The 21,310-nt window shown below is 51.3% G+C and carries 17 protein-coding genes; 2 read left to right on the top strand and 15 right to left on the bottom strand.

Annotation, left to right across the window (positions count from 1 at the left end; translation table 11 throughout):
* Positions 1–27 precede the first annotated feature (27 nt).
* The 6 genes from OGY01_RS07560 to cybB all read right to left on the bottom strand — a co-directional run bounded on the left by OGY01_RS07560 (position 28) and on the right by cybB (position 6,847).
* Entirely contained in the window at positions 28–720 is a 693-nt protein-coding gene (locus tag OGY01_RS07560) for a fimbrial biogenesis chaperone (RefSeq protein ID WP_045442804.1), read from the bottom strand.
* Positions 692–2,035, bottom strand: a complete 1,344-nt coding sequence (locus OGY01_RS07555) for a fimbrial protein (RefSeq protein ID WP_286492761.1) — start codon at positions 2,033–2,035, stop codon at positions 692–694. The genes OGY01_RS07560 and OGY01_RS07555 overlap by 29 nt, the downstream gene beginning before the upstream one ends.
* Positions 2,032–4,512 (bottom strand): fimbria/pilus outer membrane usher protein, encoded by a 2,481-nt coding sequence (locus tag OGY01_RS07550; protein WP_286492758.1) that lies wholly within the window; start codon positions 4,510–4,512, stop codon positions 2,032–2,034. The genes OGY01_RS07555 and OGY01_RS07550 overlap by 4 nt, the downstream gene beginning before the upstream one ends.
* Positions 4,499–5,176 (bottom strand): fimbrial biogenesis chaperone, encoded by a 678-nt coding sequence (locus OGY01_RS07545; protein WP_233617222.1) that lies wholly within the window; start codon positions 5,174–5,176, stop codon positions 4,499–4,501. The genes OGY01_RS07550 and OGY01_RS07545 overlap by 14 nt, the downstream gene beginning before the upstream one ends.
* 50 nt (positions 5,177–5,226) lie before the next feature.
* A complete protein-coding gene (locus OGY01_RS07540; RefSeq protein ID WP_286492757.1) occupies positions 5,227–5,784 on the bottom strand; it encodes a fimbrial protein in 558 nt (185 codons plus the stop codon).
* A gap of 532 nt (positions 5,785–6,316) precedes the next feature.
* Positions 6,317–6,847, bottom strand: coding sequence for a cytochrome b561 (cybB, locus tag OGY01_RS07535; RefSeq protein ID WP_200013197.1), 531 nt, complete (start codon positions 6,845–6,847; stop codon positions 6,317–6,319).
* Positions 6,848–7,036: 189 nt separating this feature from the next.
* Between cybB and gap the strand changes: the two genes are divergently transcribed.
* Positions 7,037–8,038: a type I glyceraldehyde-3-phosphate dehydrogenase gene (gene gap / locus OGY01_RS07530; protein WP_045442819.1), complete on the top strand. Its 1,002-nt coding sequence runs from the start codon at positions 7,037–7,039 to the stop codon at positions 8,036–8,038.
* A 47-nt stretch (positions 8,039–8,085) separates the two neighbouring features.
* Here the strand turns inward: gap and aldA are convergent, their stop codons facing one another.
* From aldA to hrpA, 3 genes are all read right to left on the bottom strand, one after another.
* The gene (gene aldA, locus OGY01_RS07525) at positions 8,086–9,525 is read right to left on the bottom strand and encodes an aldehyde dehydrogenase (RefSeq protein WP_286492756.1); all 1,440 of its coding nucleotides are present in this window, start codon (positions 9,523–9,525) and stop codon (positions 8,086–8,088) included.
* A gap of 199 nt (positions 9,526–9,724) precedes the next feature.
* The gene (locus OGY01_RS07520; RefSeq protein WP_286492755.1) at positions 9,725–10,522 is read right to left on the bottom strand and encodes a YdcF family protein; all 798 of its coding nucleotides are present in this window, start codon (positions 10,520–10,522) and stop codon (positions 9,725–9,727) included.
* Between the two features lie 63 nt (positions 10,523–10,585).
* Positions 10,586–14,488, bottom strand: coding sequence for an ATP-dependent RNA helicase HrpA (gene hrpA, locus OGY01_RS07515; RefSeq protein WP_045442825.1), 3,903 nt, complete (start codon positions 14,486–14,488; stop codon positions 10,586–10,588).
* 201 nt (positions 14,489–14,689) lie between these two features.
* On the opposite strand from hrpA, the gene azoR reads away from it, so the two are divergent.
* Complete coding sequence (gene azoR, locus OGY01_RS07510; RefSeq protein WP_045442827.1) at positions 14,690–15,295, top strand: FMN-dependent NADH-azoreductase; 606 nt, start codon at positions 14,690–14,692, stop codon at positions 15,293–15,295.
* A gap of 346 nt (positions 15,296–15,641) precedes the next feature.
* Here azoR and OGY01_RS07505 read toward each other — a convergent pair whose 3' ends face one another.
* Genes OGY01_RS07505 through OGY01_RS07480 form a run of 6 tightly spaced genes read right to left on the bottom strand, consistent with a single transcriptional unit; the run spans position 15,642 to position 21,230 of the window.
* Positions 15,642–16,043 (bottom strand): hypothetical protein, encoded by a 402-nt coding sequence (locus OGY01_RS07505; protein WP_045442831.1) that lies wholly within the window; start codon positions 16,041–16,043, stop codon positions 15,642–15,644.
* Entirely contained in the window at positions 16,019–17,323 is a 1,305-nt protein-coding gene (locus OGY01_RS07500) for a phosphatase PAP2/dual specificity phosphatase family protein (protein ID WP_286492754.1), read from the bottom strand. The genes OGY01_RS07505 and OGY01_RS07500 overlap by 25 nt, the downstream gene beginning before the upstream one ends.
* The gene (locus tag OGY01_RS07495) at positions 17,313–19,073 is read right to left on the bottom strand and encodes a bifunctional alpha/beta hydrolase/class I SAM-dependent methyltransferase (protein WP_286492753.1); all 1,761 of its coding nucleotides are present in this window, start codon (positions 19,071–19,073) and stop codon (positions 17,313–17,315) included. The genes OGY01_RS07500 and OGY01_RS07495 overlap by 11 nt, the downstream gene beginning before the upstream one ends.
* Entirely contained in the window at positions 19,066–19,707 is a 642-nt protein-coding gene (locus tag OGY01_RS07490) for a lysophospholipid acyltransferase family protein (RefSeq protein WP_286492751.1), read from the bottom strand. Before OGY01_RS07490 ends, OGY01_RS07495 begins: the two co-directional genes overlap by 8 nt.
* A gap of 3 nt (positions 19,708–19,710) precedes the next feature.
* Positions 19,711–20,628 carry a phosphatidate cytidylyltransferase gene (locus OGY01_RS07485; RefSeq protein WP_045442839.1) on the bottom strand — a complete coding sequence of 306 codons (918 nt, stop codon included), beginning with the start codon at positions 20,626–20,628 and terminating at the stop codon, positions 19,711–19,713.
* Positions 20,625–21,230: a CDP-alcohol phosphatidyltransferase family protein gene (locus tag OGY01_RS07480; RefSeq protein ID WP_286492838.1), complete on the bottom strand. Its 606-nt coding sequence runs from the start codon at positions 21,228–21,230 to the stop codon at positions 20,625–20,627. Before OGY01_RS07480 ends, OGY01_RS07485 begins: the two co-directional genes overlap by 4 nt.
* Positions 21,231–21,310: the final 80 nt, after the last annotated feature.

Below are 21,310 nucleotides of genomic sequence, written 5' to 3'. Positions count from 1 at the left end.
ATTTATTTGAAATTAGTTTATCCTGTGTTAATTCACGACACCTGAAAATCCCCAACGATTTCCTTCATCGTTAATCACCGTAAAGTTTATCTTATTATTCTTCATTTCCGCAGTGGCTAAATTAAAAATCGTGCGCCGGGAATGCGGTGAAACCACTATTCCACTTGTGGAATAGTCTCCTAATAATACATTAGCCAGAGTAATGTTCCATGAACTATCATTTACAGCGTAAATCTCCCCAGCTTCATAATGAAAGCTCAGAAGATTGATGGTTTTTTCAGTCAACACGCCTGTATTTTTCGGTCTCCATAGGACTTTAAGCTGATTTCTAAGCGCTAATCGCACTTTTTCACCAGCCTGAGCGACCTTCATCTCAGGCGGAATTTGATAAACATTAAGCCAGAATAATGATTCGCGATCGCCTGCGAGCCCGCTACCTGTCGTCATGATCCGCAGTTCTCGCTGTTCCCCTGGCTGAATTTTCAATACCGGCGGAAGCACAACAAAAGGCGCGTTCGTTTGGGATGGACCATTTTCGGGCGATCCGTCATCCACCCAACTTTGCACTACCACCGGATAATCACCATCGTTTACCAGCATCACCGTGCGCTGCGTTTCACCCTGGTTAAAAATCACGCGTGTCGTGCCGATATTAACCGCGGCCTGCGCGCTAAGGACAAACAGCCAGATGCTACTGAATACGCAATAAAACTTGTACATGTGACTGATAGCTCCCCGCCGTTAACGTATCCGCACCAAAACTCGCAAGACGTGCTTCGAAGGTTTCGCTGTAGTAATTCACACCATCCTGACTTCCATTTTGCTGTGTATTACTGCCAATAACCGGCATCCACCCACCTTCGGTGCCACTGCCTGCAGTTGTCACTGCCATAAAATTCACCGGATTACCTGCCCGGTAAACGCGTACACCAACACCTCTGGCACGTCCGGCGGCACCGTATTGCGTATCAAGCAACCAGGTTACCGTTTTGCCTGTGATCAAATTAAAGTTCCAGGCGCTATTGACGCTGCTTTCCGGCGCGAGCAGTCCCATCGCCACATTACTCTTTCCCTTTGCTATGCCCGAAACCACCGTTGATTCACAGGCAAAATCAATCTGGAATGGCGCAGAGGAATATTCCCCTCGTTTGAGCTGGGCCACGGAAATAACCGGCAGATGTACCACCGGAGTAAAGTCCGTCACCTGGCACATTGCCGCACGTTTAATTGTTATGCCGTTATTGTAAAGGCTTATAACCGATGGCCAGTCATAGGCCCAGCCCGCCCAGTTGCTGTTACGGTGAGGCTGCCCTATTTTAATACCCCAGGACGCTGTTCCTGGCCCCCGAAACACCACGTAAGCGTTGGGATTCACATAGCTGTCATAAGTCGCGGATTGCTGCTGATTATAGAAGTAACGAATATCCAGAGTTTTAATTAGCTCCGCGCTTATCGTCGAGAAGTTTTTCGCTTTAATCAGGAAATTACCATTGGTGTCGAGATCCAAATTTTCCAGTGGGCGTTGTTGCCAGCTGTCGGTAAAGATGCTGCCGGTTGCGTCATGGGTCAGGCGCAGAGCCACATTTTTCATCAATGTTAAATAAGCACCCGGTACATCCGTCGCTTCATGCCACCCGCCGTAATGATCATCGCCGTTAGTTGACCAGGCTTCATACAGCTGTCCGCCGGTATCCGGGGTACAGCGGAAAAAGACCTGTTCCGGATCGTACCCTCCCCCCTTGTGCGCATAGGTCGTAAACGGGATACCACCGCTTGATGTCAGGATCGTACCTGCAGGCTGAAAACCTGAATTGCTGGTGATATCAACAGACTTACTCAGGCCCGGTAGCAGGCCGTTCCAGGCATCGTTTCCGCCGCCAGATCGCCAGTCATTGGCGATACCATCCGTTGCGGCACTCAGGCGGTACGATCCAAGAGCACTGTTACTTCCTGATTTGTACGGGTAAATGATAGGTTCGCATGCGGCCTGCACTCCAGAGGAAAGCAGAGCTAACAGCAGGATAAATAGTTTCATAACTGTCCTTTTTCCTTGCAGGCCTGAGTTAATGCAATCAGCGGTTCGGTGCGCTGTTGCTCGTTAAGTATCCATGGCAGCGAGCAATCACTGCCTTCGATTGTCAGTAGTCCCTGTTCACCTTCCACACGGGCATACACCTGATTTCCCTGAGCCACCATACCCACGATGCGTCCCCGATCATCGGTCACGGATGCTCCCACCGGGAGTGTCTCTTTGCCGTTCACAGTAATGAGTAGTGGGTAACCAGAAAGCGTCGCAAAACGCAGTTTTACTGCCGCTCCGGCCATTGGAGCGATACGACGCTGGCTCTCCTGTAGCTCAACATGGTTATCCATTTCGCTACTGTCGATAGTCACATTGTTATAGCGGTAAGGTGTTAACGACGGCACCAGTGCGTAACCGCCACGATTGACTATCGCTCCCTGTCCTCCACCGACTCTGGCACCTGCCGCTCCAGGCGCTTCCACCAAAGCAAAGGTGTCGCCCACCCACGGCCCTGCGACGACGCCATGGCGATGCACGACTACCGCACCACGTACGCCAGCAGTCCACTGCTGATAGTTCTGTGCCTGTGAAACACTGCCATTCAGCGTGCCGAATGCGGTATTTTTTTGTAGCGATCCGCTCCAGTCGGTCACAGCGCTGGACTCATCTTTAGCCTGCTGCCAGCCCGTGGACAGCGCGTAATTGACCGTCTCCGCGCTATCGAGTGCACCGGACAGTGACACCTGCGCATTGCGCCCGGCCTGCTGACCCTGACTTGCGGACAATGCCACCGTGTGCTCGCGCTCTCCAAAGCTGAGTGGCATCGAGAATGTGAACGTTGCGACATTCTCTTTTTGCGCCTGTGTGCTGTCTCCGTTACGCCACCAGGTGTTTTGCCGACTGAAGGAGACGCCAAGCGCCACGCGCCCGAGGGTGGTGTTATACCCGGCCTGCAACTGAGTGCTGTTCCCTCGGTCGTCGTAGTAGTCCATCATCGATCCGGAACACCACAGATTTCCGTAACCACCCAGCGTCTGGTTTATGGTGGCGGTAAACTGGTTACGCTGGCGTAGTGTGTCCGAACGCCATGCTGTATCGCCTTCGGTAACGCTTCGTTCGCCCAGTACATCCCCGTAATCACGATAGCCTTCCGTGGAATAGCGATAACCTGCCAGCGCTACGTGCGTACCCGTCGGACTAAATGTTTTGCTCCAGTTGGTTTGCAGACGCCAGCCGCTCAGGGACTGAGATGCCATGTGCGCCCGCGATCCAGTAATATCGACGCCAAAAGCGCCCATAGTGGTCGCCACCACACCGCCCATCACCAACGCCTGATAATCATCACCGATACGCAAGGCAGCGTTCGCAGTCAGTAAATTGCTCATTCCACGTTCCAACGTAAAATCGGCAAACGGAGCGTCGGCTGTGCCGTAATCTCGGGTTTTGCCTGCTACCAGACCGTAGCGCCAGACTCCGGGCCGCAGCGACAAAGGCACGCTGGCGTACGGTACGGTGTAGCCACTTTTTTTGCCGTCTGCGCCGGTGATTTCAACTTCTAAATCTCCATCCCAGGCAGTATTTGGCAAGTCGTCGAGCACAAAAGGTCCCTGCGGCACGCTGGTTTCATAAAGAGTGCGACCATTTTGTTTGACTGCTACACGTGAAGGCGTTGATGCCGTACCGCGGATTTCTGGCGCGTAGCCGCGCCGCGACTGAGGCCACATCCGTTGATCGGTTTCCAGTTTGATTCCGGTAAACGCCATGCTGCCAAGTAAATTGCCTGACGTGTAGCTTTCACCTGCGGTAAGTACGCTTTCCAGTTTTGCGATCGGGTGCTGTAGCCAGGTTTGCAGCGCATCCCAGCGTTGAGTTTCTCGATAGTCATCGCGCCGCCAGTTAGCGGAGGACTGCTGGCGAAACTGCCAGCTGCCAATATTGAAGCCACTGCTCAGTCCCAGCCAGCCGTAATCACTTTGCTGCCCGCCGCTTTTGTTGTGATAGACGTGCAGGTTATAGTTGCTGAACAACGCACTTTCGCCACTCTGCCACTGCGAAGGAGGTACATAATCCAGCGGTGTTCGTTTAAGAGCTGCCTGTGGAACGCTGAGATTCAAACGCAGCAGGCCCTGGTCGAAATTCCACAGCCCACCGCTAATACGCGTTTCCGGCTCAAGACAAGCATCTGGCAATGCTTCCATCGACGCCGTAACCCCCTGCTCATCCCAGAATTTAACGGGTAAACAAGGCGCAATACGTCCTTCGGTGTTCGGGCGAAACAGCACATCATCCCGGCCTATGTACTTTCCGTTCAGCCAGATATCCACACTGTAACGCCCGGCGGCAACGGCATCCTGATCGTTGAACTGTGCCAGTCCTTTCTCGTAACCACTTCCGAGCAGTAGTGCCTCGTCGAAAGTGTAAACGTTCGCCAGAACGGGCGTGACGCCGGAAAGTAGCAGCCAACACCAATGTGGATTAATAGCGGACATTATCCGGATTCTCCACCGTCACACGTCCGCTTAACGTTGCGCCCTGATCGTTAATCCAGCGCATCTGCGCCTCACCCAAAAGCGACACTTTCGCAGGCCATGATACGGTCGTCCACGGGGCTACCGTTTCGCTCTGAATACGCTGCTTTTTACCCGCCCCGTTGACGTCAAGCGAGGAAAGCGCAAGGTAATAACCACTGTTATTACGCAAAAACAGTTTGCCGTCCTGTAGCCAGACACGGCTAGTCATTGCCATCTCCAGCGGTGAGCCCACCAGCCCTTTTGGTCTCATCAGCACTTTTACGCGGCTGCGTACCAGTACCATCAGTTGATTGTCTGCTTGAGCGCCCTTTTCCGTTGGCGGGATCTGAATGAAGTTAAACCACCACAACGTCTCTCTGTCCTGTACCACCGGTTTTCCAACATATCGCAGTCGCACGGTTTGCCCAGCCTGAGCCGCCAGTCGGAAGACTGGCGGCGTGGTGATAAAAGGAGCATTGGCGGTTTGTGGGACTGATTGAGGGTTACCATCATCCAGCCAGACCTGTACCACGCTGGGGAAATCATCGCGGTTGGTCAGCTGTACGCTGGCTTCCCGGCTGTCAACCGGATAGATAATCCGACTGCCTGTCATGACGACGCTTGCCTGTGTGCTGGCGCACATCAGTATTCCGGCCAAAACTATAGCCAATCCTTTCATCACCCAGAGCTCTCTTACAGGTAAGAGACTGCGTACTGTACGGTACCGATGACCGTACCAGCGTTCGCATTGCCATTTGGGCTGTAATACTGCACGGCATAGTCGTGTTCACCGGTAGTATTACCTGCTGCAACGGTGATCCCGTCAACGGGTGTTGAATTTCGCAGATCAATGACCGCTGTACCCAAACTGTCGGTCATCAATTGCAGTTCAACACCTTGCGCTGTACCGGTATTGGCGAGGTTACCGTGCTGGGTCATATTATTGGCAACGAATACCGTCTTGATATTCAGTGCGTCGGTATCAGCGGTACACCCGGTCACTCCCAGAGTGAATGCTGTCAGACCCGCTACAGAGTCTAGGCTTGTCAGCTCGCTTTTAGCTACAGTAGGCAGTAACACCACCGGGCGTGCGTTCACACCGTTAACGGTGACTTCGCAAGTTTGCTCGGTCACTTCACCTTTAAAAGTGATGGTATTAGCTGAATCAGCATGAGCCGCCGTCTGAGCAAGTAACAATGCAAGGCTACCGGCAACAAATATATGGCTGGCATGGGAGGTATTGATTTTCATATTGTCTATCCTTAAATAAAAATACACTGACATCCTGACCATGCATGCAATATCCCCTACAATTGAAAGCAGGATATTTATTTGCGGCAGTAAAGAGGTCAGTAAGGTCTTATGGCACCATAGGAGTAGCCCTACGATAATTGGTAGTTTAAGAATTATCTTGGCAAATAAAACCTTTATTTTCTCAAATAACATAAAGAACGATCTTAAATAAGATAGATAATCTTAAAATTCACTGTAACGTATTGATTTAGTTTATTTAATTATGAATGCCTATCTCAAATATAATTTTTCTTAAGGTTGTGATAAGTATATTAAATGCGTAATCGTCATAGATTTATAATGAAATGGATTATCGCGGATAGTGTGTGACTCTAAAAAAATGCCTGGCCCCACTTCACTACGAGCATATGAAGCAAATTGGAGTGGTGTATGATTTTATTGATATATTTAGAATGAGAACAATAAAAGTATTTATATTGGCTGGTAGAAAGCAAACGTCCCGCATTATGCGGGACGAAGGAAATATGCGTTATGAGCGCTTACGCGGCATCATCCGCAATAGCGTGTTATCCTTCCAGAAATAGTGATGCATCAGGGCTGCTGCTGCATGCAGGCCTATAACAAAATAACCCAACTTTGCCAGCGTCACGTGCCAGGACTTCAGCATATCGACCATATCGAAGTTGGCTTCTGCCGCATGCGGCATGACAATGCCGAACGCTATCCACGGATTCCCCCGGTTGTACATCATCACCAGACCAATAACTGGCAATACGATAAACAGCAAATAGATAATCAAATGTCCAAGATGCGCCATTCCGGTCATCATCGGTTTAGGCTTTGGCACAATTGGCGGTGCCGGGTACTTAAGCCTGACCAACAAACGCGCCACCATCAGCACTAAAATCGTGATACCACAGGAAACATGCACCATGTTGAACCAGGGACGATAGCTGCGAGGCGCAAATCCACGCAGTTCCATCGCACAGTAGGTCGCGATCACCAACAAAAAGACCAGCCAGTGGATACCAATCTGTAGGCCAGAATACTTATTCCCCATAACACTTCCTGAGTAAAAACAATGATGCGTCAACATAACCAGCTTTTGTTAAAAATTCATTAACTTTTGTTCGCTCATTTTCAGTCAGTTACGCTTAACCGCAAAAACAGGCATTGCCCCTGGCGGCTGACTGGTCTATGCCTGGTAGGGAAAATATGTGGTACCGCTTCACCCTGACAGGAGAAAACCATGAGTAAAATTGGCATTAACGGTTTTGGTCGTATCGGTCGTCTGGTATTGCGTCGGCTACTGGAAGTCAAAAGCAGCGTTGACGTCGTTGCCATTAACGATCTGACCTCACCGAAAATTCTCGCCTACCTGCTAAAACACGACTCAAACTACGGTCCGTTCCCCTGGAGCGTCGACTTTACTGAAGATGCGCTTATTGTAGATGGCAAAAAAATCGCCGTTTACGCAGAAAAAGAGGCCAAAAATATTCCGTGGAAAACCACAGGTGCGGAAATTGTCATCGAGTGTACTGGTTTTTATACTTCAACGGAAAAAGCCAACGCCCACCTGGATGCAGGTGCCAGGAAAGTATTGATCTCCGCCCCTGCTGGTGACATGAAGACTATTGTCTTTAACGTCAATGACGACACTCTGGATGCTAACGATCAGATTATCTCGGTCGCATCCTGTACCACTAACTGTCTGGCGCCTATGGCGAAAGCATTGCACGATAACTTCGGTATTCAGCTTGGTACTATGACCACCATCCACGCGTATACGGGAACACAGTCGCTGGTTGACGGTCCGCGAGGCAAAGATTTACGCGCTTCACGGGCGGCGGCAGAGAACATCATTCCGCATACCACCGGTGCGGCGAAAGCGATTGGTCTGGTTATTCCAGCATTGAGCGGAAAATTGAAAGGACACGCCCAGCGCGTTCCGGTGAAGACCGGTTCTGTTACGGAGCTGGTTTCGGTGTTGGGCAAAAAAGTGACCACCGAAGATGTCAATAATGCGCTGAAGAAGGCGACGCTGAATAATGAGTCGTTCGGCTACACCGATGAAGAGATTGTCTCATCAGATGTCATTGGATCACATTTCGGTTCGGTATTTGATGCCACACAAACGGAGATTACTGAAGTTGGCGATCTGCAACTGGTCAAAACCGTCGCCTGGTACGACAACGAATACGGTTTTGTGACCCAACTGGTTCGCACGCTGGAAAAACTCATCAAGCTTTAATACGTTAGCAGATGCCGGGTGGCACCCCTGCTCACCCGGCATCGATATCAGGACTGCAGATAAACAACCTGAGTTTGCAGATATTCGTTCAGGCCGTGTTTGCCGTCTGCCCCGCCAATTCCGGATTTGCGCCAGCCGGCATGGAAGCCCTGCATCGCCTCGAAGTTTTCACGATTAATATACGTCTCACCAAATTTCAGGCCTTTAATTGCCTTCATTGCCGTATTCAGATTTTGCGTATAAATCGATGAGGTCAGTCCGTAGTCGCTGTCGTTGGCCATCGTAAGCGCCTCTTCCAGCGAATTAAATGACACCACAGGCAATACCGGACCAAATGTCTCTTCGTGCATAATTGCCATCTCCTGGCGCACATCCAGCAGTAAGGTCGGCGGATAATAATATCCCTTTCCTGCCTCTGCTTTGCCACCAAGCACCACGCGTGCACCTTCTTGAACCGCGCGTGCCACTTTTTGTTCCACACGCGCCAGCGCCGCGGCGTTAATCAGCGGTCCCATGGCAATATCATTGCGCTCAGCAGGATTACCGTACTGAACCGCTTTCATCGCCTCACCCAGACGATTGACAAACTGGTCATAAACACCTTTTTGCACGTACACACGTTCAGCGCAGTTGCACACCTGTCCGGTGTTAATTACCCGTGAGTCAACAATGGCTTTCACCGCCAGTTCGAGATCGGCATCATCCATCACGATAGCCGGCGCCTTCCCGCCCAGCTCCAGACAAACTTTGGTAATGTTTTTCGCCGCCGCCGCCATGATTTTCTCACCAGCAACCACACTGCCGGTCATGCTCACCATTGCCACTTTCGGGTTTCCGGCAAGCTCCTGACCTACCGTTTCGCCACGTCCAAGTACCAGGTTAAATACCCCGCGTGGCAGGCCGATGTCATCCACGATTTTAGCGAATGCGATCGCATTATTTGGCGTAAACTCACTCGGTTTAATCACAATGGTATTACCCGTCAGCAATGCGGGTGCCAGCTTGCGAGCAATAAGGAAAAATGGGAAGTTCCACGGTAGGATGCCAGTCGTCACGCCGAGCGCACGCTTAAACAGCAGGATGTTTTCACCCGGGCGGTCACTTTGCAGGATCTCGCCTTCATAACGGCGCGCCCACTCCGCCATGTAATCGATATAGTCTGCGGTGAAAGAGACCTCAACATCAGCCAGTTGTTGGATTTTTCCGCCTTCAGCCACAATCAAAGCACTGATTTCGCTGGCACGCTCCCGAATACCGGCAGAAATTTTGCGTAACCAGTTTGCGCGTTCAATGGCAGGTAGCGCTTCCCATTCCGGCTGAGCGCGATGTGCGGCATCAATCGCTTTACGTGCATCTTCGGCACGACCATCGGGAATTCGGGAGATAACCTCTTCGGTTGCTGGATTGATAACATCAATCCAGGCGTCGTCGTGCCAGGTCACAAACTGCCCATCGATATACATAGGATGTTGTACGGGTACTGACATGCGTTTCTCCTGTGATTGATTTGTTTTTAACAAGTAAAACTATTGTTAATTAATATCAATCATGCATGGCACATTGCCGCTGTAATATTGGTTCTGTGAACCGCTTCATAAAAGTGTCAGGGAAAGTGGTCACGAAGAGAAAATACGGGCGGGATTTATGCCCGTTTGCGTAAAAGTTCCCACAAACGGGCAGCGGATATCACAGAGATCGACTCTCCAGTAAGTCAATCATAGCGGCGTCGTTTTGTAGATGTTGCCACGCGTCCTCAATATTCTGCGGAATTTCAACATGCTCAATAAAATCACGACCACGGGGACCATAGCCGGTTTCATCATCGCGCAGACGAGGAAGTTCACCGATAATCAGTGAAAGATAGCGTTCGACCGACCAGAGACCATCAGTGGCCTGAGCAAATTCCACACCACTCTCCTGCTGAGTCAATTCAGGCACAAAACCTGGAAAACTTAACCAGCTTGGTGCATGTGGATCATCTCGCGTTACACGATGAAACGTTGCCATTGTGCGGCGTTGCATGGTTGGGTCCTGTACTACGATGACAGAACGAACGGTTTCTGTGGCCTGACGCAGTAACGCACAGCTAAATCTGGCGTTCTCACCACTGTTTGTGGACTGGTCTTCTACCCAGATTTTTTCCCCCGGAATTTGCCAGAACTGGTGGGCGATATCGGCAAGAATTGCCGCTTCCGCGCGTCCGGTAGTGCGAATGATGTTGTAGCGTGGGTGTTGAATAATAGCGTTATACAAAAAAGTCGTGGAATGTCCGATACCACCGCTGATCAGCAAGGGAACCTGCTGTTCTTTCGCTATACGACAAGCCGCGTCGATGGTTGGGATCACCGCGTTTCCCGCCAGAATTACGCAATCCGACTGAACAGCGATTGTTTCACCGAAATCATTCTGCGCCAGCCACTGTCCCACGGTGTTTATTGCCTTGAGGGTGGTAGCGGAAAGTGTCGGAAACTGTCTCATATTCATGGCTCCTGATCTTTGTTCCTGTAGGCCGGAGAAGACGCGTCAGCGTCGTCATCCGGCACTGCTTTAGCCTGTAATCTGATCCATGGCCTGCAGGATTCGTTTATCTGAAATTGGGTACGGCGTGCCAAGCTGCTGAGCAAAGTAGCTGACGCGCAACTCTTCAATCATCCAGCGGATCTCTTTGACATCATCATCTTCACGGCGCGCAGGTGGCAGTTTATTGAACCACTGCTGCCAGGCCTGCTGCACGCTGTCCACTTTCAGCATCTGCGCACGATCGCGGTGCGGATCGATGGCCAGTTTTTCCAGTCGTTTCTCTATTGCTTGTAAATAGCGCAGCGTATCGCCAAGACGTTTGAAGCCATTACCGGTGACAAATCCGCGATATACCAGTCCGCCCATTTGCGCTTTGATATCCGAAAGCCCCAACGCCATGGTCATATCCACGCGTCCTTTAAGACGTTTGTTGATATTGAAGACTGCCGTCAGGATCTGTTCGACCTGTTTGGCAATCTCCACCACGGTATCGTTCAGTTCAGCCCGCACTTTCTCATGCAGTGCTGTAAAGCCCTCTTCCGTCCACACCGGTCCGCCATTGGCATCTATCAGTTTATCCACACCGCAGGAGATACAGTCATCTATCAAATCCAGTACTTTGCCGTACGGGTTAAAATACAGGCCCAGTTTGGCTTTGTTTGGTAGCTTCTCGTGCAGGTATTTGATTGGCGATGGAATATTCAGCAGCAACAGACGGCGTAAACCGCACCACATCGCCTGCTGTTGTTCCAGTGGATTATCAAACAGCTTAATAGCAACACTGTCCCGCTCGTCCACCAACGCCGGCCACGCTTTCACTTTGTAATTGCCGCGTTTTTGCTCGTAGCTTTCCGGGAGTTGACCGAAGCTCCAGATATGCAGCCCGCTCTGTTCGATACCATCATCTGCCACTGCGGACAGCGTTTCCTGAACTTTACCTTTCAGCGTATCTTTCAACGCCTGAAGCGAGCGCCCTTCCTGCAGTTTCTTGTTTTTATCATCCACCACGCGGAAGGTGATTTTCAGATGATCGGGGACCTGATCCCAGTGCCAGTCGTCACGGTCGACGGTGACGCCGGTCATCCGGCGCAGTTCACGTTCCAGTGAGTCCAGCAGTGGCAGTTCGAGCGGCGTGACGCGTCCTAAAAAAGCTTCAGCGTAATTTGGTGCAGGAACAAAATTACGGCGCACTGGTTTTGGCAACGATTTAATCAGTGCAATCACTAATTCACGGCGCAGCCCAGGGATTTGCCATTCAAAACCGCTTTCATCCACCTGGTTCAGCAACGGTAGCGGGATATGTACGGTCACACCGTCGGCGTCAGCTCCAGGTTCGAACTGATAGCTTAATCGCAGTTTGAGATTACCCTGATGCCAGAAATTCGGGTAATCCAGCTTGCTGATTTTTTCCGCCCCCTCTTTGATGAGCATGCTCTTTTCAAAGTTGAGCAGATCTGGCGTTTCACGGCTGACCTTTTTCCACCAGCTATCAAAATGACGGGCAGAAACCACATCATGGCTGATACGCTGGTCATAAAATTCAAACAGCGTTTCGTCATCGACCAGGATATCGCGGCGGCGCGATTTGTGTTCTAACTCTTCCACTTCCGCACGTAGTTTCAGGTTGTCCCTAAAAAACGCATGGCGTGTCTGCCAGTCACCTTCCACCAGCGCGTGACGGATAAACAGTTCACGCGACAGCGCGGGATCGATCTGGCTGTAGTTCACCTTACGGGCAGCAACAATTGGTAGGCCGTAAACGGTGACTTTTTCTGTCGCCATGACCGCACCTTGCGCGCGCTCCCAGTGTGGTTCACTGTACGAACGTTTGATCAGATGTTGAGCAACGGGTTCCACCCATTCCGGATCGATACGTGCGGCAATGCGTCCCCACAATCTGCTGGTTTCCACCAGCTCCGCCACCATTGTCCACTTCGGCGGCTTTTTAAATAAACCGGATCCAGGGAAGATTGAAAAACGGGCGTTACGCGCGCCGGTAAACTCTTGTTTATCGGCATCTTTCATCCCGATATGCGACAGTAACCCAGTCAACAATGCAACGTGGATCTCACGGTATTCTGCTGGCTCACTATTGACCGGGATCCCCAGCTCTTTCACCACCTGACGCAATTGAGTGTAAATATCCTGCCACTCGCGCACTCGCAGATAGTTAAGGAAATCAACCTTACACTGGCGACGGAACTGATTTGATGACAGCGCTTTTTGCTGCTCACCGATATAATTCCACAGATTCACAAAAGCGAGGAAATCGGACTCTTTATCGTGAAAGCGACGGTGTTTTTCGTCAGATGCCTGCTGTTTGTCCATCGGACGCTCTCGCGGATCCTGAATGGACAGCGCCGAGGTAATGATCATTGCCTCTCGCACGCAACCATGCTTCTGCGCTTCCAGCACCATACGAGCCAGACGCGGATCTACCGGTAGTTGTGATAACTGACGGCCTAAAGGCGTTAACTTGTAAGCAGTTTGCTGTTCATCGGTAGTGATCGCCCCCAGTTCTTCCAGCAGACGCACGCCGTCCTGAATATTGCGTTTATCCGGCGCTTCGACAAACGGGAATGCTGCAATATCACCAAGCCCAAGCGCAGTCATTTGCAGAATAACGGACGCCAGGTTAGTACGCAGAATTTCCGGGTCGGTAAATTCCGGGCGCGACAGGAAATCGTCTTCGGAATAGAGACGAATACAGATCCCTTCTGATACGCGACCACAGCGCCCTTTACGCTGGTTAGCAGAGGCCTGCGACACGGGTTCAATCGGCAAACGCTGGACTTTAGTACGGTAGCTATAGCGACTGATACGTGCGGTACCGGGATCTATAACATATTTAATCCCCGGAACGGTCAGCGAGGTCTCTGCCACGTTGGTTGCCAGCACAATGCGACGTCCACTGTGCGACTGAAAAACACGGTTCTGTTCACTGTTAGACAAACGTGCATAAAGCGGTAGCACCTCAGTATGGCGTAAACCCAGCTTATTCAGCGCATCAGCTGTGTCGCGAATTTCGCGCTCTCCGCTCATGAAGATCAAAATGTCGCCCTGACTTTCGCGTCCCAGTTCATCCACGGCGTCAAAAATCGCCTGCAGTTGATCGCGTTCTGTGTCATCCGCATCTTCCACAATCGGGCGATAGCGTACTTCCACCGGATATGTACGACCCGAAACTTCAATAATGGGCGCATTGTTAAAATGGCGTGAGAAGCGTTCAGGATCGATAGTCGCAGAAGTGATGATAATTTTCAGATCCGGACGACGTGGCAGCAACTCTTTCAGATAACCGAGCAGAAAGTCGATATTCAGGCTGCGTTCATGAGCTTCATCGATAATGATGGTGTCGTACTGCATCAGCATGCGGTCCTGCTGGATTTCCGCCAGCAGAATACCGTCCGTCATCAGCTTGACCATGGTGTTATCACTAACATGATCGCTGAAACGAACTTTATAGCCGATACAACCACCGGGCTCCGTCTGCAGTTCTTCTGCAATACGGTTAGCCACGGTACGCGCCGCCAGACGACGCGGTTGGGTATGACCGATCAACCCTTTAATTCCGCGTCCCAGTTCCATACAGATTTTCGGCAACTGAGTGGTTTTACCGGAACCCGTCTCCCCAGCAACAATCACCACCTGATGGTCGCGAATGGCTTCCAGGATATCCTGTTTTTTCTGGCTGACAGGCAGGTTTTCCGGGTAAGTAATATCCGGCCGTGCCGCTTCACGCAACACAACCTTACCTGCTGCCAGCTCAATCTCTTTCGCCATCTCCTGGTAAATGGCCTGTTGTGCATCAGGATTTTTAACCTTCTTCACACCATGCAGACGGCGGGAAAAACGCTGTTTGTCACGCAGCATCAGTGGATCCAGCTGTTGCTGCAACATGTTGAAGGTTAATTTCTGTTGTTCTGTCATAGCATTGGAGGGCAGTGCTCTGCCGGGTTAAATCTCTTTTAGATGATAGGTATAGAGTACCACATCGGTGCTTTTCGTGTGTTGTTCAATAATTTCGAACATAGGATTCGATATATTGCGCTATCACTACGGCAGGATTGTGAATAAAGTGTCAACAAGCAACGGGGCACATCCCCTTCAAACACATATAAGGAATCACCCATGAGCAAGGTATTAGTTCTTAAATCCAGTATTCTGGCAGGGTACTCTCAGTCTGGTCAGTTGTCTGATTATTTTGTTGAACAGTGGCGTGAAAAACACCCTGCTGACGAGATCACGGTTCGTGACCTGGCTGCAAATCCTGTTCCGGTACTGGATGGCGAACTGGTGGGTGCTCTGCGCCCGAGCGATGCGCCGTTGACTCCACGTCAACAAGAAGCGCTGGCGCTGTCTGATGAGTTGATTGCTGAACTGAAAGCGCATGACGTCATTGTGATCGCCGCCCCGATGTATAACTTCAACATCCCGACGCAGTTGAAAAACTACTTCGACCTGATTGCCCGCGCCGGGGTAACTTTCCGTTATACCGAGAAAGGACCTGAAGGTCTGGTAACAGGTAAACGTGCTATCGTTTTGAGTAGCCGTGGCGGTATCCACAAAGATACACCAACCGATCTGATCACTCCGTACCTGAATGTTTTCCTGGGCTTTATCGGCATCACCGACGTGAACGTTGTCTTCGCTGAAGGTATTGCCTACGGTCCAGAAGTGGCATCGAAAGCACAATCTGATGCAAAAGCGGCGATTGATAGCGTGGTTGCTGCCTGATAATTTCCCCTCTCACCGTCCGGTGGGAGGGTTTTTAACCGGCACTCAGAGCCTGACGGGATAGACTCCTATCTCTTTGTCTGCTTTCCGTGAATACGATTGATGTCACGCCAGATGAGTGAGTAATCCCTGCACTTTGCCAGATTCTCTTCCCAGCAATGGAGTAAAAACTGCTCCGGCTCCGCAACATCCCTGCTTAAATGTTTGAATACCCAACGATTCCAGACATACCACTTGAAAAGCCACATAAGTTAACTCCAGGACACAACCGGTGATGAAATATATCAGCATCAGTACAGTTCCGTTTGGCAACTATTGCGCTATGGATGAATAGCTCCGGTGAAAACTAAATCAGTAGCATCAGCCAGAAAGCCCACAGAATGGCAACCATGTAAAACGTCTGGCGACACTGTTTTAGTGCGCCTGACTGACGTTCGGCCAGTGTGAGCGTCTTTAACCTTTCACGCCGCCATATAACACCAAGAACCTCTCCGGCCAGCTCGTTGTTCTGCGCATTAATGAGCGAAAAATAGCGACCATCAAGCCACACTCTCCAGCAACCAAACCAGACGATAGCGCACAACAGCGCAACGATGGCGCGAGAGATACCTGATGGAGCCGTGAAGATGACCCACACCATCGGCGGGAGGGAAAAAAGCAGGATAAAACGCCAGCTTGCCAGCGTGTGCCCCAGCAGATCACGCTGAATACCGTCGCTTTGTGTTACGTTGTCACTTTCTGTTGCCATTGTTCCAGCATCTCCAGATGTTTATCTGTCAGTACCACCTGTGGACGACGCTGACGAATATGTGCTACCGCCTGCTCTACTGTCGCCTGATGACCATAATGCAAAAGCCACGCCGCGACGGTCATCGCACTGCGCGACAGTCCCAATGCACAGTGAACCAGTACAGTCCCCTGCTCCTGACGCAGTATCTCCAGTCGTTCCACAGCCTGTTGCAGTTCTGCTTTGTTGGGAATAACCAGATCCAACATCGGTACACAAGCATAGGCTCGTGACGCGGTGGCGCGTCCACGCGGAAACTCAAAGGTCATGTCCAGCACTGCGTTTTGCGCGGGGATCCGGCGTGGAAAGCTGCCGAGATAGACCCCCTCAGCAATACAGCTCACCGCTGGCAGGCGGCGGGTAAACCAGCGCATCGACAGCCACATCCCTACGCGCCAAGGAAGTAACAGCCAGTACACGGGTGGCGACAGCCGTCCCAGTTGATCTTTACCTGCGGCTGCTGTGCCAAATCCGCCATAGCCATACCCGACTATCAACAACGATAATGCTGGCCACAGTAGCCAGGGCGTTATCAGCGCTCCGGCGATAAAACATATGGCTGTCCCCAACAAATAACGACGCATCAGCTTCAAACGCACCGTATCCGGCTTTTGCCAGCGCCAGCGGTGTTGTTCCGGCACCATCCAGTCAATTAGCATTCCTGCCGCCAGTCCGGTAATGATATCGATAAAATGGTGCTGCCAGGTGGTCAGTACGGAAACGGCAATCAGCAAAAACCAGCCGTCGCACAGCCTGCGCCAACCACCAGAAAGGTAGCGACTGAAATGCCGCCACAGCAGCCAACAGAGGATAATGTGCAACGATGGAGACTGGTTGTAGGGCAAGTCGAACTGCTCGAGCTGAGAAAATAACCACCCTGCTGCACCGCTAACCTCGGGGCGGGTAAAGCTAAACTGGAGCGGAAACAGCAAAAAACCGCCGCAGGCGATAACCGATGCCAGTACCAGACGCAGTACCAGCATTCGTTGTTCGAAACGTGTAGTACAGACAAACAACGATAACCCGTAGAACAGATCCAGGCTCCAGTAAGGAAGAATAGTCCACGGAATAAAGGGAATAGCGGACTCCCAGCTAAACACGAGACTTCCGACGTTATGGTACTGAGCATCCTGCCAGGCGGTAAACTGATTGACCTTACCGTAAGTGAGGAAGAAAAATGGAGCCAGTAGCAATAACCAGCCTATCGCCTGGACTATAACCTTACGACGTTCAGGTACCACGGCGCACCGCCATGGAAACGGTGAAAATTCCCCACTCATCAATCAACTGCGCACACTTATCAAACCCCGCATCACGCACCAGCGCATCCATTTCACCCTGTGTGCGCACTCGCATCACCCACGCTTTGCCATCTTTATGGCTGGTGAGTGACCATGCGATGGTTTTTAGCTGTGGATGCCAGGGCTGTCCGGTGTAAATCAGTACACCACCCGGCGCTATTGCATCCGCCAGTCCGGCCAGAGAATTCTGTACCAGCGAATTTTCGGGGAAAAGCTCGTACAGGCCAGAGACGATCCCCAGCGTAGGTCGGGGTTCGAGAGACGCCAGTTGTTGGCGATTGAAGGCATCGCCTTGCTCGAAACGGGCGATGTCAGCCATTCCTCTGCTGGCGATCATTTCCCTTCCTTTATTCACATTCAGATCGCTGTAATCACGCAATAAGATCGCGTTCACCGCCGTTTCACCTTCGAGCGCATCAAGTACATAGCGCCCGTGTCCGGCAGCGATATCGACCACATTAACGGGTGTGCCCTGCTCTGCGAGCCGCGCAACAGCCTGACGAATCAGCATCTGCAAATGGATCTTACGCTGGCGTATCCCTTTCCAGCCGACGCTATTCAGGTAGTTCTTATCAATTAAACGCCCCAGCGCACTGCTGCCCTGAGGCTGGTTACGATAGACATAATCAAGCGTACTGCCCGAGTCAAAACCGGTTTCAAATCCAAGGCGAACACCTGTCGATTGTGTTCCCAGTAGTTTCATCCCGTAGCGCAAACCACGATAGGCAATATCATCGAGAGAATAAGGAGCCGGTCCCCCGTTTAACATCCGCCAGCTATCGGCCCCAGGACTCCAGCGATCCTCATTGCTGTAATCAAAACGCTGGGGTGGTTTCGCATATAACGTATCAATAAAATTACGCATTTTGTCGAACGCCAGATGTCGGTCTTTCTCCCCCAGCGTATCGTGATAAAACCCCGGCAACACGTGCAGTTCCTTAAGTGGGTTCCGCAGACGCTGGTAAAAATCGATCTGTGGCTGACGATGCACAACAAAATCGTCCCCTGAAACAAGCAACTGCACCGGTAACGTAATGGCGGCGGCATCGCTGACTATTCGCTCTGCCGTCCTGTAGAGATCCAGCAGAATGTTCACCGCGATTGCCCGGGTGATTTGCGTATCCTGATTGAAGCTTGCCACGCGTTCGGGATCGTGCGTCAGATACTTCCCTTTAACGTAGGAGTTAACAAAAAACAGGCCACGCAGGCGATGCATTAACGCCAGCCCTGGGCGGGCAAATGGCACATACAATTTGACTTTAAACGCCGGAGACGCCAATACCAGTCCACGAATGTCTGGCGCATAATCATGAACCCAGGTTGCGGCTAATACCGCGCCAACGCTTTGCGCTACCACCACCACATCTTCCATTGCGGCCTGACTGTCCGCAGCGGCAAAACGCACGAACTCTTCGACATCCTGCACCGAACGTGCCAGCGACGGGCTATAGCCACGCTGTCCCGGAGAGTGTCCGTGACCTCGTGCGTCCCAGGCATAGAATGCGGTATCCGGCATCGCCAGCTCATCAACGATGTGCTGCAGACGCCCGGAATGTTCGTGTCCACGGTGAAACAGAACAATTACTTTTGAAACAGGGCCTGCCGAAAATGCCGGCCAGTGGCGATAAAACAACCCGGTGTTGTCACTGGTCAAAAACCATCGTTCGTCTGGCGCTCGCATGTCAGTCATGAGGAGGCTTTCCTGTCGTTTGTTGCTGTAGCTGCAAAAGCTGCTGTTTGAGATCATCCATGAAGACGCGTTTGTCGCTCTGAAAGCACAACGTCTCACCAATATTGACGTCAATAAATAGCGGCAGAGGAATGCGATTCCCCTTCGCCATGATGTGCTCCGTACCGCGCAGCCAGACGGGAGTAATTGGGACTTCCGGCGCACGCTGACTCAGATGCCACAACCCTGATTTTAGCGGTGAAAGCTTTCCTGGTTCGCCACGCGTACCTTCTGGAAAAAGGATCAGGATCTTACCTTCACGTAATGCCTGTTCGCACTGTGCCAGCGGGTTAGCTTCACCGCCCTTACGTGAAATGGGAATAATGTTGAGAATATTGAGAGCGAACCAGGCCATCGCTTTATTACGCAAAAAATAATCAGCGGCGGCCACCGGATGAACAGATGCCTGGCGGCGGAGCGGAAATAGTGAAAGCAGCGCGAAAACATCCATATGACTGTTGTGATTTGCTACCACGATAGCCGGGCCACGAGTTGGCAAGCGCTCCCGGTGTCTGACGCGCAGCCCAAGCCATAGCCAAATAACCGGCCAGACGATGCACAATGTAAACAGCGTTCGCAGAAATGAGCTCATCATAAGTTAGTAGCAAAAATAGCGAATGAAATGGAAAAACACGGGGGCGGTGAAGATCAGGGAATCGAGCCTGTCGAGGATACCGCCGTGACCGGGTAACAGCGTGCCGCTGTCTTTCACCCCGATATCCCGCTTAATAGCCGACATCACAACGTCCCCACAAAAACCAGTGACACCGATAATGCACCCTGCCAGCAGCGACAAAGGCACGCTTAGCGGCGTCATTAGTGGTCCCAGTAGTGCTGCTGCGAGCGTAGTGGTTGCTACACCACCGATCAGTCCCGCCAGGGTTTTATTAGGGCTGACTTTAGGCATCACTTTGATGCGGCCAATCGATTTTCCCCACAGGTACTGCGCAATGTCGTTGAATTCCGTTAAGCCCACGAGGAAAAGCACCAGCAGTGCTCCTGTTTGCATACCGTCAGCGGGCAGCACCAGCAGGAACGCAACGTGACTGAATGCAAACACGGTAGTCATCAGGCACCAGTGATGCTGTGAGGCAAAACGCAGAAATCCCTGGGTGTCGCCAGCAATCACCATCCGTACGGGTAAGAATAAAAAAGCATACACCGGGATAAACACCACAAACATGCCGTACCAGTTGATGCCTATCAGCCAGTAGTTAACAGGGATAGCAATAAACATCCACAACAGCGGCATGCGATCGGTATGGCGCGATGGTGCCAGTGTTAAAAATTCCTTTAACGCCATAAAGCTTACCAGCGCAAAAAAAGTCAACGCCAGCCAGTGGGGGCTTAAGATAGCCAGCGAAAACAGAATAATGATCACCCACCAGGTGCGAATACGCAGCGTCAGTTCCCGCCAGTCTTTACCTGGACGTAGCCATACAAGTAATCCGTTGATCAGTGTCGCAATAAGTAGCAGAGAAAAAATAACGGCAAGCGACTTTTCCAGCAGCATCATTCCACCACCTCATCGCGTAATGCACTCTTACAGCGGTTGATCGCCGTCCATAACAGCAACAGCGTTGCAACACCCCAGACGGCGTTATTCCACTGTACAAGTTGAGGCCATAGCGTCAACGCCAGTCCCCATGCGCCGAACACCAGCGCTCTGTCGCTTTTGCCCAGCGGCCCGGCATAGCTGCGCACTCCATTGATAGTTTGTGCCAGCACGCCGCAAAATTCCGTCGTCACTGCGCAGAACAGCATCACTATCACCAACAGTACATTGCTGGCCGGGAGCAACATAAAGGGTAGATAAAGCGCAAGGTCTGAAAGAATATCCCCGGTCTCATTGAGAATGGCGCCCAGACGTGACTTTTGATTGCACTCACGTGCCAGCATCCCGTCCAGCGCATTGAGCGCCATCCGCACAAACAGCACGATCGGCAGGAGAACAAATAATTCAGGTTGAGGGAAAAGAAACAGTACCGCTCCTGTCACAAAAGAAAGCACCATCGCTGCAAGTGTGACGTGATTAGCAGTAACGTTTTTTTTGTATAGCCAGAACATTACCGGGCGTAAAAGCGCCTGAAAGGCAGGCTTTATCTGATAAAGCGTCATCATCACTCCTTGATAATTTGTCGGTTTGATTATAGTGGAGCAATGGATCATTGCCCGTCAAATACGCTTGTTGGTTAAAG

The sequence above is a fragment of the Citrobacter sp. Cm038 genome (assembly GCF_030333105.1).
In the GTDB taxonomy this organism is placed as follows: domain Bacteria; phylum Pseudomonadota; class Gammaproteobacteria; order Enterobacterales; family Enterobacteriaceae; genus Citrobacter; species Citrobacter murliniae.
The sequence above is the reverse complement of the archived record's forward strand: the minus strand, read 5'-3'. Positions and strand labels throughout refer to the sequence as shown.

What these genes read in the sequence shown, in the direction of transcription:
- cybB (WP_200013197.1), bottom strand. Translation starts at nt 6,847, where the DNA reads ATGGGGAATAAGTATTCTGGCCTACAGATTGGTATCCACTGGCTGGTC.
- OGY01_RS07490 (WP_286492751.1), bottom strand. Translation starts at nt 19,707, where the DNA reads ATGATGAGCTCATTTCTGCGAACGCTGTTTACATTGTGCATCGTCTGG.
- OGY01_RS07520 (WP_286492755.1), bottom strand. Translation starts at nt 10,522, where the DNA reads ATGAATATGAGACAGTTTCCGACACTTTCCGCTACCACCCTCAAGGCA.
- OGY01_RS07495 (WP_286492753.1), bottom strand. Translation starts at nt 19,073, where the DNA reads ATGACTGACATGCGAGCGCCAGACGAACGATGGTTTTTGACCAGTGAC.
- azoR (WP_045442827.1), top strand. Translation starts at nt 14,690, where the DNA reads ATGAGCAAGGTATTAGTTCTTAAATCCAGTATTCTGGCAGGGTACTCT.
- OGY01_RS07480 (WP_286492838.1), bottom strand. Translation starts at nt 21,230, where the DNA reads ATGACGCTTTATCAGATAAAGCCTGCCTTTCAGGCGCTTTTACGCCCG.
- OGY01_RS07485 (WP_045442839.1), bottom strand. Translation starts at nt 20,628, where the DNA reads ATGATGCTGCTGGAAAAGTCGCTTGCCGTTATTTTTTCTCTGCTACTT.
- aldA (WP_286492756.1), bottom strand. Translation starts at nt 9,525, where the DNA reads ATGTCAGTACCCGTACAACATCCTATGTATATCGATGGGCAGTTTGTG.
- OGY01_RS07555 (WP_286492761.1), bottom strand. Translation starts at nt 2,035, where the DNA reads ATGAAACTATTTATCCTGCTGTTAGCTCTGCTTTCCTCTGGAGTGCAG.
- OGY01_RS07505 (WP_045442831.1), bottom strand. Translation starts at nt 16,043, where the DNA reads ATGGCAACAGAAAGTGACAACGTAACACAAAGCGACGGTATTCAGCGT.
- gap (WP_045442819.1), top strand. Translation starts at nt 7,037, where the DNA reads ATGAGTAAAATTGGCATTAACGGTTTTGGTCGTATCGGTCGTCTGGTA.
- OGY01_RS07560 (WP_045442804.1), bottom strand. Translation starts at nt 720, where the DNA reads ATGTACAAGTTTTATTGCGTATTCAGTAGCATCTGGCTGTTTGTCCTT.
- hrpA (WP_045442825.1), bottom strand. Translation starts at nt 14,488, where the DNA reads ATGACAGAACAACAGAAATTAACCTTCAACATGTTGCAGCAACAGCTG.
- OGY01_RS07550 (WP_286492758.1), bottom strand. Translation starts at nt 4,512, where the DNA reads ATGTCCGCTATTAATCCACATTGGTGTTGGCTGCTACTTTCCGGCGTC.
- OGY01_RS07540 (WP_286492757.1), bottom strand. Translation starts at nt 5,784, where the DNA reads ATGAAAATCAATACCTCCCATGCCAGCCATATATTTGTTGCCGGTAGC.
- OGY01_RS07545 (WP_233617222.1), bottom strand. Translation starts at nt 5,176, where the DNA reads ATGTGCGCCAGCACACAGGCAAGCGTCGTCATGACAGGCAGTCGGATT.